Raw genomic sequence first — 15,346 nt, 5'->3', positions numbered from 1 at the left:
AGCCTGTTTGGTTATCATCTCATTTATGACTTTGCGATTATGATTAACGAATGGTAATAAATAGCAATATTTTGGATACTGCTATTTATTATTATGAACCAATTATTTATAGGCGTTTGATGATAATTGAAGTATTAATCCCACCAAAAGCAAAATTATTGGTTTGTAGATACTCAATATCTAAATGACGACCAGAACCAACAATGTAATCAAGGTCACCGCAATCTGGATCGATATTATTTAAGTTGATTGTCGGATTGAACCAACCTGAATGCATCATCTCAATCGATAACCAAGCTTCTAATGCGCCACAGGCGCCAAGCGTATGTCCAAAATAACTTTTTAATGATGATATAGGTGTTTTATTTCCGTATATGTTGGCAACGGCATTACTTTCGGCTATATCGCCTCGCGTTGTGGCTGTACCATGAGCGCTGATATAACCAATTGCATTAGGCTCCAAACCGGCCTGCTTTAGGGATTGTTCCATACAATATTGGATAGTTTCTTGTCGTGGTTGAGTGATATGGCTAGCATCACAATTGGTGATAAAGCCGATAATTTCACCATATATCTTGGCACCGCGAGCTTTAGCATGTTCATATTCTTCTAATATTAAGGCACCAGCACCTTCACCGATGACTAATCCGTCTCTATCTCGATCATATGGCTTTGGTGTAAGCTTGGGTGTATCATTTTTTTGACTTGTAGCAAATAGAGTATCAAATACAGCTGCTTCAGAGGGGCATAACTCTTCAGCGCCACCGGCTACCATAACCGTTTGCATACCAAATTTTATTGCTTCATAGGCATATCCAATTGCCTGACTTCCGGAAGTACAGGCACTGGAGGTGGTAATTAATCGTCCTCTTAACCCAAAAAAGAGTCCGGTATTTACCGCAGTAGTATGAGGCATCATTTGTATATAGGTTGTGGCAGTAATGTTATCAGTGTGTTTTTCATTTAACATGGTAGCAAATGAAGCGACAGGTTGAGTACTTCCGGTTGATGAGCCAAATGCTATTCCAGTTTGTCCATTAGTAAGAACAGGATCATTAAGTAATCCTGATTTTTCCAATGCGATTTCTGTTGCCTTGGTTGATAGTAAGGAGACTCGTCCCATTGAGCGAGTTTTTTTTCTGGTGTAATGCTCAGGTAATTCAAAATGATCGATAGGCGCACCTAATTTAGTATGCAATCCGTCATAAATTTCCCATTCAGGCATATATCTAACGGCGTTTTCTAATGTTTTTAGTCTGTCTTGGATATTATTCCAGTCATTACCAAATGCAGTGACACCACCCATTCCAGTGATAACTACTCGTTTTGTCATATCATCCCTCCGTTGATAGATATTACTTGACGTGTCACATATCCAGCAATATCAGACATAAGGTAACTTGCCAGTCCTGCAACTTCATCTATTTGACCCATTCGTTTTAAAGGGATCATTTTCATGGCTTCTTGTAAAGCAATAGGTTCCATATCTAAAATCCCGGTATCAATTAAACCCGGCGCGATACAATTAACCGTAATTTTTCGTTTAGCAAGTTCAAGCGCCAGTGCTTTAGTTGCACCAATTAAACCCGCTTTAGCAGCGCTATAATTTACTTGCCCTCGATTACCAACTATTCCCGACACAGAAGAAATAACAATAATTCTTCCGCCAGAACGCAATCCTATCATAGGCATGACACAAGGATGTAATACATTATAAAAACTGTCAAGATCGGTATGAATAACGTCTTGCCAGTCATTCTCTGTTAAAGCAGGAAAAGCACCATCACGAATTATACCTGCATTATTAATGACGCCGTAATATGCCCCATATTGTTCAATATCAGCTTCAATAATTTGTTGACATTGTGAGCGGTGACTAATATCAAATTGCAGTAAACGCGCCTCTCCACCTGATTGTTTAATACGATTTAGTGTATCAAGAGCGCCTGGTTTATCACTGTGATAATGTACAACAATATTGAATCCATCTTGTGAAAGTTTAAGTGCAATGGCTTTGCCAATCCCTTTACTTGCTCCTGTGATAAGTACTGTTCGTTTCATTATTATTTTACTCCTAAGCATCTATCACCAAATAACTGTTCCAACTCTAAATGATCAGGTTCATAAACATTAAGTTTGCCTGATGCTACACATTGTTGGTCTATGGTGATTTGGCAATCAAAATTAGCTAGTTTGGCATCACAAAGAACTAAATTTACTTGTATGATTAACTCGCTATAGAGAGGAAAAGAAGTCAATGTTGTTTTAATTGATCTTCCTCCTAATAGCATTCCTAGTAGTGGTTTTTCATTCTTAGCCATTCCATGATAACCATTCCAAACTCCAATAGTTTGAGCCATTAACTCAATGGTGTAAAAATTGGGTAATGAATTATCTTTGTCTAAAAATGGGGCTAAAATTCCACCATTGTTGACTTGCACACTACAAATACAACGTTCTTCATCGATTAGATGAACTTTTTCTATCATTACCATTGGTGTTTCATGTGGTAAATAATCAATCGCCGGATAATATTGCATTATACTTTTCCAATAATAAGTGATGCATTGTTACCACCAAATGCAAAAGAATTTGACATTACTATAGGCGTTTCAAGCACCATGTCTTGTGTAACTATATTAATTTTATCGAGATTTTTATCAAATGGTGATATCGAAAAATCTTGTTGAGGCAAATATATTTTTTGATTAAGTAGCAAGTAACTAATTGCAAGTTCGGTCGCAGCTGCGCTGCCTAAGGTATGACCAGTAAGATGTTTGGTTGAACTACAAGGTACTGGTTGTTGATTAAATAATCGGTAAACCGCTTTGCTTTCTGCTATATCATTTAATACTGTTGCTGTTCCATGTAAGTTGATATAACCAATTTGGTTCGAATGTAACTTGGCATCTTCAAGAGCCATTTGCATCGCTTTTTGCGCACCTAAACCTTCTGGATGAGGTGAGGAAATATGATAAGCATCTGATGATTCGCCTGTACCTAAAATAGCGATGTTATCTGTTTCTTGTTTGGTTAACAGGAATAAAGCACTTGCTTCCCCGATATTTATACCATTACGCTTTTCAGCAAATGGCATACATGGATTGGAGGAAATCGCTTCAAGCGCATTAAATCCATTAATAGGCATTCTGCTCAAACTGTCAGCACCGCCAACAATTGCTGCGTCAACCAATCCTGATTCAATCAATTTTTTACCACTTATAATAGCTTTGGCACTTGATGTACAAGCTGTTGAAATTGTATAACTAGGGCCGTGTAATTTCAGTAAAGCGGTTAAAAAACTAGAGGGATCACCTAACTCTTGCTGATTATAGGTGTAGTTAGGTGGGAGGGCATGAGTTTGTTGATAATGCTTTACCGCAAGATCGCCTTCATCAATACCCGAAGTACTTGTACCCATAATAATGGCTATTCTGTCGCGACCATACTGTGCAATGACTTTTTCTATCTCTTGCTGGATTTGTAGATAAGCAGCATATAGCAGTTGATTATTCCGTGTCGAATATTGGGATAAATGTTGAGGAATTGGGGGTAAATTGTCATCAACTTTGCCTAACCAAGTTTGTTCGCCATTTAACAACCAACCTGCTTGCTTAACTAAACAGTGCCTAGCCCGATATTTTTTCATTAAATTTTGCTGAATTTCAGTTATGGTATTACCCAACGCATTAATGGCACCAAGTGCAGCAATATATATCATTTATTTAGCTTCCATACTTTGTATTGCAATTTGATACCCAAAAATATAGTGTTGTATATGAATAGGTTTTCTTATTTTATTTGTAGGACTTTCCTGATAGGTTATATCAATCACGGTTTCTTGCTTATCATTGATTAATTTTCTGTGCAGTTGCTTATCAAATAGTTGCCAACCTTCTGGTAATACTGCTTGCCATTGCTGTATTGGTAAAATACTTAACATGATATCGGATAGAACTTGCTGTGGAGCAGGGAGTTCTTTGATAAATATATTTTGTTTAGTTTTAATGATTTCACCATTATATTCAATTTCAAATAATCGAATTCCGAGTACGGAAAGACCAATAACTTTGAGCTGGTTTTGGTTCACATCAACTAAAGTAATAAGGGAATTTTCTTGGTTTTTATATTTAAATTTCAATAATTGTTGATCATGGTAATTTTGATTTAAATTAGGTATCGGCAGGTTAACTTTGGTTTCTTTAGTAAGCCAAGCTTCAGCTTTGGGTTTGCTTGTACAGGCAGTAACTAGCATTGCTAACAGTAGTATGGTAAAAGTTAAATATTTTTTCATCCTGAATCACCTAATTTTTTGAGTACTTTTTCATTTTACTTTTTAAACATTATTTATTTTGTACCGCTAATGGTGCAAATAAGAACGCAGCGAAAATTCCACTCGTTAGTACTAAACCAAATCCCATGATAGCACTGGTATGACTTACTATAAGTAGCCCAAAGGATAATAGTGTGGTTAATGCAGCCATAGTTACCGCTAATAAAGCACTTTGGGTTTGGCTTTTATAATTGCTTAAAAATAGACTATAGTCGATACCGATTCCAATAACAAGGATAAGAGCTAACATTGAGAATAAGTTGAGAGGTTGATGAGTAATGCCATGTACAGATAATGCAACACCAATCGATAAAAGTGTCGGTAATGTACTTTTCAATGCTGTTTTAAAGCCATGTTTACGGTTATAGAGTATAAAGCAAAGACAAATAATTAATACGGCAACAGTTATTAATCGTGATAAATGAACTCTGTAATTTGTAAACATGGTATTAAATTCTGAACGACGATCTAACCAATAAATACCTTTGTCTATTTGAGATAACTTTTGAATTTGATCTAATTGATGAATACCCGTTATTGGTATTAGTGTAGCACTTTTACCATTTGCTAATGACAGCCAAAGTAAATTTCGTCCGCGACTAATTGCACTTTGTTCCCATAATTCTGGAGTAATAAAGGTAGTTTTATCTTGACTGAAATAAGGTAATTGAGCCTCTAAGTTAATTTTTTTGAGTGAGGAGATGATTTCTGGCGCGTATTGTTCAATTGTAGCAATATTTTGTTGCTGTTTTTTTATCGAAGGTAAATTAATTGATTGATATTGTTCAAAGACGCCATTTAGTTTAGCTTGTTCTAATTTAGGTAAAAAATCTTCTAGCCTTTGTAAAGTTTGTTCTGGTGATTGACCAAATATGATAAACCATTTTTGATCTGATGATTGATGTGTAATATTAATTATTTTTTGTTCTTCTTGCTGTAACTCTGTAGGTAAAGCTTGCAATTTTCCAATATCATCGTCTATTGTAAGTTTATTTAAACCATAACTTATAAATACTAAAACAGATGCTATCATGAAAAATTGCATAGTTTTCTTCTGCCAAAGATTAAGCCAATAGGTTAATAAGCCTTGTGCAATATTTTCTCTTACTGGTAATTTCTTGACAAGAAATGGATACCAACAAATTACTGTCAGAAATGCACCAATTAAACCAAACATTGCAAATATTGCGAGTTGTTTTAATCCCGGGAATGGGGCAATTAATAAAATCAAATAAGCAATAAAACTGGTACTCAAGGCAATCGTTAATGTTGATATCAATTTTTTCAGACTTTGATAAGGTGATTCTTGGTTACCATGTAGTAATCTTTCAGTCAGGTAATGTAATGAATAATCAATTGTTATACCAATGATGCTAGTACTCATAACTAAAGTGATGACATGGATTTCGCCAAATAAAGTGAGTACTGCAATTAAACCACAAATAATGCCTATAAAAATTGATAATAACGAGAGTAGAATAGGTTTAACCGAACGAAAGATAGTTATGATTAATATCACTATCCCTATAATCGATAAACTACCGATTGTTGAAATATCTTCCTGCGCTTGTTTACTTGCATAATCACTATAAAATAAAACACCTCGCTTCAATATGATTGTTTCAGGCCAATTCTTTTTTAATTCATCAGTGAGTTGATTTAATTGCGTCACAATATAGTGTGATTGATTCATATTAAATGAAGAACCATTGAGTTGAGCATAAATCATATACCAGACTTCACCTTGCTCATCTTTGCTCATTAACCAGTTATTTTTAACCATTAGGTTACTAGTATTTGCTAACTGGTTTAATTGTGATGCGCGCGTGAGTAATAACGGATCATGCGTTATTTCACTAGCACTTACACCAGCAAATGGTGAATATAATTGGCTTTGGATCCAAGCGAAGTGTTGATGGGTTTTAAGGCGTTCAAGCGTTTTTTCATCTATTAGTTGATAACGATACTGATAGGCAAATGTTGCCCATTCTTGTTGAAAATTAGCATCAAATAACCCATTAACTTGATAAATAAATGATTGTTGTTGTAAATTTTTTAACCACCACATTACCGGTTCAGTATTATTGGCATCAACTGGTTTAATTAGCCAAATTAGCTGTTTGTCGAGCCTATCTTGAAAGCCATTAATAAGTTCAGCTGGAACGTTATTGGTTTGTTCTTTTGGTAATAAAGATAATACACTACTATTAAGTTTGCTATTAGGGATAAGATAACAAACTGTTAATAGTAAACAAATAACCATAATTAGCCATAATATGGCTGCAATTTTAAGTTTTACTATCTTATTTAAATAACGATTGTTCATTTTTCTTTAATGGTGTTGTTTGATGATTAGAAAATGAAATATCCGTTTTATCATTTTGCATATCGTCAATAATAATTTTTTGCAGGTAGGTTTCGCCATTTAATGTTATTTGTTTAAAAATTTTATTTAATGGTGCTAACTTAGGTTGTAATAGTAAAGTCCATTGTCTATTTTGTTGGGTAAGTGTTATATCGAAATTATCCTCTAACATCTTTTTATCAGCAGTAAATATGGCTGTCAGCAAATGGTTAAATTGGAATAATTGAGGTTGATTTTCAGCAGTAATGATCTGTGGTTTTTGATCTTCAATCGATTGTTCCATTCGTTGTTGATTCATTTTTAACGTCATTACAAATGGTGTTGATTGTTGCCACCATAATCCCAGTTTTTGCGATAGAATCATTTTACCTGTCGAATGTAAGGAATTGGGTAAACCATTAATATAACGGTCTTGGGTAAAATCCGATCGCACAATCTCATTTTTACTAAATTGCTGTTGAAGTTCTTCAAGGGTGATAGCTTGACTGAAAGTGGCAAAAAATAGTCCCAAAAAGCTAATAAAAACTATTATATATTTCTTCATTCTGATAATCCAAATCGTTCTAATAATATATGAGGAGTGACAAAACTCATTTCCTGAGTGGTAGCGGATATTGCAACTTGAATGGTATATCCGGAAGTTGTTTTTTTTCCGGTTTTTGCATCGACTATCTTGTAATTGATTTTTATACGATGTTCATATTCTTCTAATTCAGCCGTGATTTGTAACGTTTGTTCAGCTACTGTTGAAGCAGTATATTTTATACGAGCATCGACCACCGGCCAAAGAAAACCAGATTCCATCATCTGTTTATAACCATAATTATATTTTTGGAATAAAGCTTCTCTCGCTTTTTCAAAAAATTTTAAATAATTGCCATGCCATACAACCCCCATTGCATCAGTATCATGAAATGATGTTGTATATTCAATTGTTACATGGCAGTTAACATTACTTTTCATTTTCATCGTTACTTATCATTATGTGATTGGGTTTAGGTTGACTAAATTGCCAAAAATCAAAAAAATTAAACCAATCGAGAGGCGAGATAAGGCAATAATGCTCTAATCGCTTGGCATAGTTTTGTACTATTGATTCAAGTTCACTTTGGCGATTTGTTCTGGTTAAAGTTAGTCTATCGGAAAAATGTTCAAAATAGAATTGAAAACGTCCATTAGGTTTTAATCCCCAAACTAAATAGATTGGACATTTTAATGTTGCTGATAAGATAAAAGGCCCTTTGGGGAAAGGGGCTGGTTTACCTAAAAAATCAGCCCAAATAACAGCGTTTTCTTGCATTCTCTGATGTGTATTGCTTGATGTTCTATCCCCTACAATGGCAATCCATTCACCGGCATCAAGTTTTTGTTTTAATAAAATTGCTGTATCCGCACCTAACGTGTCAACCTGAATTAAATTAATGGCAGAGTCTGGATTAACTTCCTTTAAAACTTGATTAAAACGGGCGGCATGATGAGTAAATACTAAGGCATTAATTGTTACTTTATGGGATAATTGTGCAATTGCTCGGCACATTTCAATATCACCAAGGTGTGAACAAAGTAAAATAACACCTTGCTTTTCAGAGATAACTTTTAAGCACTCTTGCTTATTTGGATAATAAAGATCTTCGATTTTTATGTCACCTTGCCAACTAGCAAGTTTGTCGAGCATTGATTCTCCAAAACGTTGAAAATGTTGAAATGTAGTAAGGTGCTTTTTATCTACCAAAGGAATGCGGTTATAATGTTGTTTAATTCTGTTTAAATAATCTTTCGATGCTTGACGTTGTTTTTTACCGGTCAACCAGAAATAACTAATAACAGGAAACATAATAAATTGTGCAACTTTTCGACCAAATAAACGATAAAGCAGTAGAATAAATTTAATACCAAATAATCCTTTTCTTTCTTTGGTTTGAGACCAGTGGGTTTGCTGGTTATTTTTATTTAGATTCCGTTTTATTAATGAAATTGATCGCGGTAACATGCCAAAAAAGAGTTTTGTATGCATCCAAGAAATAAGTAGATTATCTTTTAATGCTTTAAAATGTGATACGCCACCTTCTGGGTAGATGACCTTTGTCGGTACAAAAATAACCGGGGAACCTTGCCAATATAATCGCACCATTATATCGATATCAAAATCCATTCGTTTACCAATTTTGCTTTGACTAATTAAATGATATGTTTGTTGGAGTGGATAAATACGAAAACCACACATACTATCTTTAATTGAAAAAGAGAGTGTTTCTATCCAGACCCAAAAATGAGTGATATATCTGGCTATTAGTCGGTGTTTGGGGATAGATTTGTCATAAACTGGACAACCTGATATTAACGCATTTGGTGTTAACTTAGACTGGTTTATCAGTTTAGTAATATCTTGGCAATTGTGTTGACCATCAGCATCGATCTGAATTGCATGAGAATAACCTTGTTGATAGGCATATTTTATCCCAGTCATTACGGCAGCACCTTTACCTTGGTTTGTTGCTAAACGTATCAATGTTACCCATGGATATTGCTTTGCAATTTGTTGGAGTTTTTGTGCTGATTGAATGTCACTACCGTCATCAATTAAAAAACAGGTAAATTGATAGGCCGCTATATTTTTAAGTACGTCAGGTAATCCCTCGCTATGATTGTAACAAGGAATAATAAAACTGTAGTTTGCGGGTGACGATTTCGACTCTGAGGTAATTACTGACATAATGTAAGTTTTCCTGAGCTGGCAACTTTATTGATATTATCGGGTGAGATAAGAGTATAAGAAAAGGATAATTTTTGAGTGTGATTATTCCAATCTAGATGCAGCATTAAACGATCTTTTGGAAGTATAGGTGATTGAAATTTTATCACGTCAATTGAAGATAGGGATAATTTAGTATTGAAATATTTTTGGACATAGTAAATGACCCAATTAAGTTGGGCAACACCCGGTAATAATGGTTGTGTGGCAAAATGGCCATTGAACCAAAATAGATCTGCTGGAATATTAAGTTCAATATCTGCCTGATGTTGTTTGATATCCAGATTTATTTCTTCAGGAAATTTTTTACTCATCTTTGTAACATCAAATAATTTTTTTAATTCAATATAGGTACATTTACCTTGAGCATTTTTAGGAAGATCATCTATGAAACGCCATTTTTTAGGCATTTCGCTTAATAATAATGTATCTTTTAATAATTGTCGAAAATATTGTGATAATTTGAACGAATCATACCTTAATAGTAGATGTTGTCCTGATAGTGACAATTTAATAATTACCGCAAGAATGGTTCTGTTTTTTTGTTCTAAAGGTATAACTATGGCCTGTTCAATCTCATTGAGTTGATTGAATTTATTCTCAATATAGGTCAATGAGATTCGTTTTTCCGATATTTTAATAATTTTATCGACACGTCCCGCTAAATGAAAAGATTGGCTATCTGTTAATTCGATTTTGTCATGCAATGGTTCGGGTTTTTCTAATATTGGTGAGAATAATAATGGCGTTTTCATGGGTTCAATTTTAATCTTCATCGAAGAAAATAATTGCCATGGTGTATTAGGTTGTTTTTGTTGTCGAATCGCTATAATACCGGTTTCACTTGAGCCATATATTTCATCTGGTAATACTTTGAAGTTTTGTAAGCAAAATTGTGCTTCGTGATAACTCAATTTTCCACCTGAAGAGATCACTTTATCACATTCAATAGCAGGTAACTTATTATCTAAATTTTTGATAATTGAAGGAGTCGTGATGTAAATGAGTTTTTTATGCTGATAGGCTGTAATTTGTTCTTGGTAAAGGATGTTTTCACAAACAAATGGTATGTGACAACTTAATGCTAACATTATTTTAAAGGTCAAACCATACATATGTTCATGAGATACCGAGGCGATAAATAACTCGTTAGATAGTCCCCCCCAATGAGAAAGGAGTATTAAACTTTCTTGTTCTAATTGGGAAACGGATTTTTCAACTGGTTTAGGTAATCCAGTTGAACCTGAGGTAAATAGAGTCAAGATTTGTTGTTTAAAGCCAATGTCTAAAAAATGATGATCATTATTTAAGTTGTATGTGCTTGGTGAATCAATATGCATAATTCGTTTGTGCAAAAATTGATTGACATTTATTGCACTATTATCAGTCAATATGACTTCATAATAGTGTTGCATTTCTTGATGAAAGGGATTGAGTAAGCGGGGATGTTTACCCAAATAAAGTAGGGCTAGTAATCCTGCTACAAAATTAAAACTGTCCAGCATAAATATTGCCCAATATTTTTCTGGGTACTCAAGCAGTGACCGACTGATTTGTACAACTTGTTGTTTGAGATCGCCAACTGATAATGGTTGGTGGTTTCTAATTGCAATTATCTCATGTTCAGGTCGTGACAGCAGTTTAGATAAAAAAGTTAATCTTGGACTTTTTGTCGAATTAGCCATTCTCCCCCCATTAATATAGCAATGAGAATATAGCTAATCAGTCCATTATAAAGTGTCCACCATGATATATTATTCAAAAGGCAGGTTAATAGGGCTATACTTCCATTTAATATAAAAAATATACACCAGCATAATGTGACTTTTCGGGTATATTGTATTGCTTTTAATGATAAATCTGGGTGGCGAATTTTCGCAAACTTTTCAATTATCGTTTCGGGTTGTGTCAAAGAGTGACAAAAGACTATAAAAAAGACTAAATTTACAGCGACAGGATAATAGAGTAATAGCTGATATTTTGCAAATAACCAACTGATTAATGCTAATAATAAACCAAAGCAAGCAGTGATTTTAGCTAGCCAGCGCATATATGCAAATATATTAGGCAATACAAGTAACCGTAATGTGAAAAAGACCAGTAAACATAAAATTGCCAGATTTATACATTGATATTGCAGAGATAAAAAGATAATAAACGGATAACAGACTAATAAACTGTTAGTCACACATTTTATTATCACTCTGATTTTATCCATGCTTATTATTTTACATTCACTAATTTATCTACAGCATCAACAACATCTTGTACAGTTCTTACTGATTTGAATGTTTCAGGATCGACTTTTTTACCTATTTTCTTTTGTAAATGTACAACCAAATCCACTGCGTCAATACTATCAAGATCTAACTCTTCAAAAAGGTTGGATTCAGGTTTAATATCTTCTGCTGATAATTCAAAAAGTTGGACAAGTGCAGATTGGATTTGTTCAAAAATTTGTTGCTTATCCATGCTATAGGACTCCTTATTGTTGCGAAGAGATAAAATTAGCTAATGTTTTGACTGAGTAAAATGCTTTTTTGGTTTCGTCACTTTCAGCTGATAAAACAATACCATATTGGTTTTTTATCGCAAGACCAAGTTCTAGAGCGTCTATTGAATCTAAACCAAGACCGTCACCAAATAATGGTGCATCAGTTTCAATTTCGTTAGGCGTGATATCTTCTAAATTAAGTACATCAATAATAAGTACTTTAATTTCGTTATGCAATTTTTCCATTAAATTTCCTTTCCTGAATTATTTAAATTGTTTTGGTTAACGCAGAAGTTAAATGTCTGGTTAATCTTCTTGCTGCAACAGTTATATTGTCATATAAAAAATCTTGAATGGTAATTTTCTCTCCCACTGTAATGTTAAAAACCATTTTTTTGACTGGGATTTTATACCATTTTTGGCCTTTTATTAGCCAAGTTGAGCTACACGTTATGTGAACGATACGAATATCAGCTTGACAGCGTAAAGCAATATTAGCCGCTCCTCTTTGTAATTTTATAGGCTGAGAAGGTACAGTTCTTGTTCCTTCCGGAAATATTAATATTCGTCCACCATTTGATAATATATTTTGGCAATGAGGCAAAATTTTATTAACTTCGGCATTTAAGATGTAACCTGCTGTTTTAATAATACGACTAATAAAAATATTTTTTAATAAAGCGCCTTTAACTAAACAGTCACAACGCGGCATCACAGAAACTAAAAGTACAACGTCTAATAAAGATGGATGATTAGCAACTATCAGACAATTGTTATCTTGTTTAAGTTTTTCCAGCCCATTAAATTGATAATCGATTATACCTAATGATTTTACAATCCATAGAAAAATTTTAAAACTTAAACTAATACTTTGTTGTGCAATGATAATCCTTTTTTCCTCATTCCAAATGAATAATCTTAATAAACTAAACCATAATATTGACAATATGACTAACCCATAAAATCCAAATAACATAAATCCAAAAGCAGTAGCCAGTAACCGCCACCACTGATTGAATTTATTAGCAATTTTTTTCATTATGCCTTTATTTTCCATTGCCAATCTTGAAAACTACCTTGTAGTGTAAATTGTGGTTGTTTATTTAAATATGCATATAAAAAAGCTAGCGATTGGGGAAGATCTGTTTGATAAGTCATAAATTTCTTATCTATACTTTGACAAGAGATCTGATCTCCTTTGGTCAATATGTAACCGATAGCATAGGCTGGTATAACTTGTTTGATTTTTGTTTGATATATATCAGGAATTTTTCCATCAAAATCGAGCAATAAAACTCTTTTATTCTCTTTATGTAATATTGTTAATGCTTCAAGTAAACCTTGTTGAAAACTATCAACACTCGCGGAAAGTGAGGTTATTGGTATGGTTCGTTTTGCAATTATCGTTAATAATCCAGAAGCCGTATTATGTACTGATAAAGCAAAATCGGTTGGTGAAATTTCTGTATTTTGATTGAGTGTAGATAATATGCGATAAGTTCTTTCTAACTCTCCATGCCGGCTGGTAAAAATGGCTAAATCGATATTTTCATTTTCAATAAGTTCTAAACCTACTTCAACGGCTAAACGAGAAGGCTCACTCATTCTTCTTGCTTGCATCATGGGTATTTTTTTAGATTTGGGTAAGGGTAAATCCCAGTTATGATTTGGTTGTTTTGACCATAATTGCCAATCAGTTTTATTTGATAATCCGGAAGATAATGCATACCAGTTTTCAATGGAAAAAGAAAAATTCATTTTGATTATATTTTCAATTAACTATATTATTTATACAATAATTTAACAAACGATGAACAATTATATTATATCGTTAGTTACATGATCTCCAAATAAAATGTTAGATATCATGCTATACATACATTAAAACTATATGAAAAGGAATTAAATTGGCTACTCAGGAAAATATTAAGTATGGTTATGATAAAAATGTCCATTCTGCTTTAGAAGCTATTACCGAAGCTCAAAAAATCGCATTCGCACCAATTTTCTTTCAAGCAGTTGTCTGTATGAGAAACAATGGTCTTTTAGCCTGTTTAGATCGTGCAGGCATGCAAGGGATGAATTTTGATGAGATAACTAAAGAAGTGTCATTATCCAATTATGCAATCCAACTTTTGCTAGATGTAGGATTGAGTATGCGGGTTATTTATCAAAAAGAAGATCATTATATTTTGGGCAAAATAGGCCACTACTTATTACATGATAAGATGACGCAAGTTAATTTAAATTTTACCCAAGATATCTGCTATCAAAGCATGTTTTATTTGCAAGATGCGCTTGAAGCAGGTTCACCAGCTGGATTAAAAGTGTTTGGTGATTGGGAGACAATTTATCCTGCGTTAAATTTATTACCCGAACAAGCCAAAAAAAGTTGGTTCGAATTTGATCACTTTTATTCTAATCACTCTTTTCCCGTCGCTTTTCCTCATGTAAATAAACTAGATCCTAAACATATTTATGATGTGGGAGGCAATACAGGTTTATGGGCATTATTTTGTGCTGAACAAAATCCGCAATTAAAAATTACATTACTTGATTTACCCGAACAATTAGCTGTTGCTGAAAAAAATATTAAGCAAGCAGGTTTTGACAAGCGTATTAATGGTTTTGCAGTAGATCTATTAAAAGCACAAACCTTGCCAAATGAAGCTGATGTCTGGTGGATGAGTCAATTTTTAGATTGTTTTAGTGAAGATCAGATCATTCATATTTTGAAGTTAATTCACTCTAGTATGAAAGACAATGCCTATGTTTGCATTATGGATCTTTTTTGGGATAGACAGACTTTTGAAGCAGGGGCATTATGTTTAAATGCTTCTTCATTATATTTTACTTGTTTAGCAAACGGTAATAGTCGTTTTTATCATTCTAAAGTGTTCTACAAGTGTTTAAGTAAAGCAGGTTTCCATGTTGAACAGGATATCGATAACTTAGGTTTTGGACATACCCTGTTAATATGTAAAAAACGTTAAGTTATAAGAGTAATAACAATAAGTTAAGGAGAAATACAATGAAGTTTCTAAAAATTATATTAACCATGGTATTTGTTACATTTTTATTTGGATGTTCAAGTAAATATCAATCACCACAAAATATTCATACCCCTGTTGAAGGTGTTACTAAAGAACAAGTAAGAAAAGCGATTTTGGCAACTACGACTAAAGAACAATCCAATTTTGGCACATGGAAAATGGAGCCAATCGATAAAAATACTATTCGTGGTCATTTATTTAATCGTAACTATGAAGTTGTCGTGAATATTCCTTATTCAGCAACAGGATATTCAATTAATTATGTTTCTGTAAGTAATAACTTAAAAAATAGTCATGGAAATGTACATCGTAACTATAATCGCTGGATAAATAATTTAGATACTAAAAT

The 15,346-nt window shown here is 33.4% G+C and carries 17 protein-coding genes; 2 read left to right on the top strand and 15 right to left on the bottom strand.

Features of this window, described 5'->3' with window-relative positions; translation table 11 throughout:
- Nucleotides 1-106: 106 nt before the first annotated feature.
- Genes A9G11_RS05905 through A9G11_RS05835 form a run of 15 tightly spaced genes read right to left on the bottom strand, consistent with a single transcriptional unit; the run spans nt 107 to nt 13,702 of the window.
- Nucleotides 107-1,333, bottom strand: a complete 1,227-nt coding sequence (locus A9G11_RS05905) for a beta-ketoacyl-ACP synthase (protein WP_065618576.1) — start codon at nt 1,331-1,333, stop codon at nt 107-109.
- On the bottom strand, nt 1,330-2,061 hold the full coding sequence (locus A9G11_RS05900; protein ID WP_065618575.1) for a 3-ketoacyl-ACP reductase FabG2: 732 nt from the start codon (nt 2,059-2,061) through the stop codon (nt 1,330-1,332). Before A9G11_RS05900 ends, A9G11_RS05905 begins: the two co-directional genes overlap by 4 nt.
- 2 nt (nt 2,062-2,063) lie before the next feature.
- Nucleotides 2,064-2,540, bottom strand: a complete 477-nt coding sequence (locus tag A9G11_RS05895; protein ID WP_065618574.1) for an ApeP family dehydratase — start codon at nt 2,538-2,540, stop codon at nt 2,064-2,066.
- Entirely contained in the window at nt 2,540-3,721 is a 1,182-nt protein-coding gene (locus A9G11_RS05890; RefSeq protein WP_065618573.1) for a beta-ketoacyl-[acyl-carrier-protein] synthase family protein, read from the bottom strand. Before A9G11_RS05890 ends, A9G11_RS05895 begins: the two co-directional genes overlap by 1 nt.
- The gene (locus A9G11_RS05885; protein ID WP_065618572.1) at nt 3,722-4,294 is read right to left on the bottom strand and encodes a DUF3261 domain-containing protein; all 573 of its coding nucleotides are present in this window, start codon (nt 4,292-4,294) and stop codon (nt 3,722-3,724) included.
- Nucleotides 4,295-4,343: 49 nt separating this feature from the next.
- Nucleotides 4,344-6,659, bottom strand: a complete 2,316-nt coding sequence (locus A9G11_RS05880) for an MMPL family transporter (protein ID WP_065618571.1) — start codon at nt 6,657-6,659, stop codon at nt 4,344-4,346.
- A complete protein-coding gene (locus A9G11_RS05875; protein ID WP_065618570.1) occupies nt 6,637-7,242 on the bottom strand; it encodes a LolA family protein in 606 nt (201 codons plus the stop codon). Before A9G11_RS05875 ends, A9G11_RS05880 begins: the two co-directional genes overlap by 23 nt.
- Complete coding sequence (locus A9G11_RS05870) at nt 7,239-7,667, bottom strand: acyl-CoA thioesterase (RefSeq protein ID WP_141674356.1); 429 nt, start codon at nt 7,665-7,667, stop codon at nt 7,239-7,241. Before A9G11_RS05870 ends, A9G11_RS05875 begins: the two co-directional genes overlap by 4 nt.
- Nucleotides 7,651-9,411: a glycosyltransferase family 2 protein gene (locus tag A9G11_RS05865; protein ID WP_065618569.1), complete on the bottom strand. Its 1,761-nt coding sequence runs from the start codon at nt 9,409-9,411 to the stop codon at nt 7,651-7,653. The genes A9G11_RS05870 and A9G11_RS05865 overlap by 17 nt, the downstream gene beginning before the upstream one ends.
- Complete coding sequence (locus tag A9G11_RS05860) at nt 9,402-11,135, bottom strand: ApeI family dehydratase (protein ID WP_065618568.1); 1,734 nt, start codon at nt 11,133-11,135, stop codon at nt 9,402-9,404. Before A9G11_RS05860 ends, A9G11_RS05865 begins: the two co-directional genes overlap by 10 nt.
- Entirely contained in the window at nt 11,105-11,668 is a 564-nt protein-coding gene (locus A9G11_RS05855) for a hypothetical protein (RefSeq protein WP_065618567.1), read from the bottom strand. The genes A9G11_RS05860 and A9G11_RS05855 overlap by 31 nt, the downstream gene beginning before the upstream one ends.
- A gap of 5 nt (nt 11,669-11,673) precedes the next feature.
- Nucleotides 11,674-11,922 (bottom strand): acyl carrier protein, encoded by a 249-nt coding sequence (locus tag A9G11_RS05850; RefSeq protein ID WP_065618566.1) that lies wholly within the window; start codon nt 11,920-11,922, stop codon nt 11,674-11,676.
- Between the two features lie 13 nt (nt 11,923-11,935).
- The gene (locus tag A9G11_RS05845) at nt 11,936-12,190 is read right to left on the bottom strand and encodes a phosphopantetheine-binding protein (RefSeq protein ID WP_065618565.1); all 255 of its coding nucleotides are present in this window, start codon (nt 12,188-12,190) and stop codon (nt 11,936-11,938) included.
- A gap of 22 nt (nt 12,191-12,212) precedes the next feature.
- On the bottom strand, nt 12,213-12,983 hold the full coding sequence (locus A9G11_RS05840) for a lysophospholipid acyltransferase family protein (RefSeq protein ID WP_218056064.1): 771 nt from the start codon (nt 12,981-12,983) through the stop codon (nt 12,213-12,215).
- Nucleotides 12,983-13,702: a beta-ketoacyl synthase chain length factor gene (locus tag A9G11_RS05835; protein ID WP_065618563.1), complete on the bottom strand. Its 720-nt coding sequence runs from the start codon at nt 13,700-13,702 to the stop codon at nt 12,983-12,985. The genes A9G11_RS05840 and A9G11_RS05835 overlap by 1 nt, the downstream gene beginning before the upstream one ends.
- A 167-nt stretch (nt 13,703-13,869) precedes the next feature.
- Between A9G11_RS05835 and A9G11_RS05830 the strand changes: the two genes are divergently transcribed.
- A complete protein-coding gene (locus A9G11_RS05830) occupies nt 13,870-14,937 on the top strand; it encodes a class I SAM-dependent methyltransferase (protein ID WP_065618616.1) in 1,068 nt (355 codons plus the stop codon).
- A gap of 38 nt (nt 14,938-14,975) precedes the next feature.
- Nucleotides 14,976-15,346: hypothetical protein (locus A9G11_RS05825; RefSeq protein WP_065618562.1), on the top strand; the 371-nt coding region annotated here is incomplete at its 3' end.

Source organism: Gilliamella sp. wkB108 (assembly GCF_001690195.1).
Taxonomy (GTDB): Bacteria; Pseudomonadota; Gammaproteobacteria; order Enterobacterales; family Orbaceae; genus Gilliamella; species Gilliamella apicola_L.
This window is presented reverse-complemented; position numbering and strand designations above follow the sequence as displayed.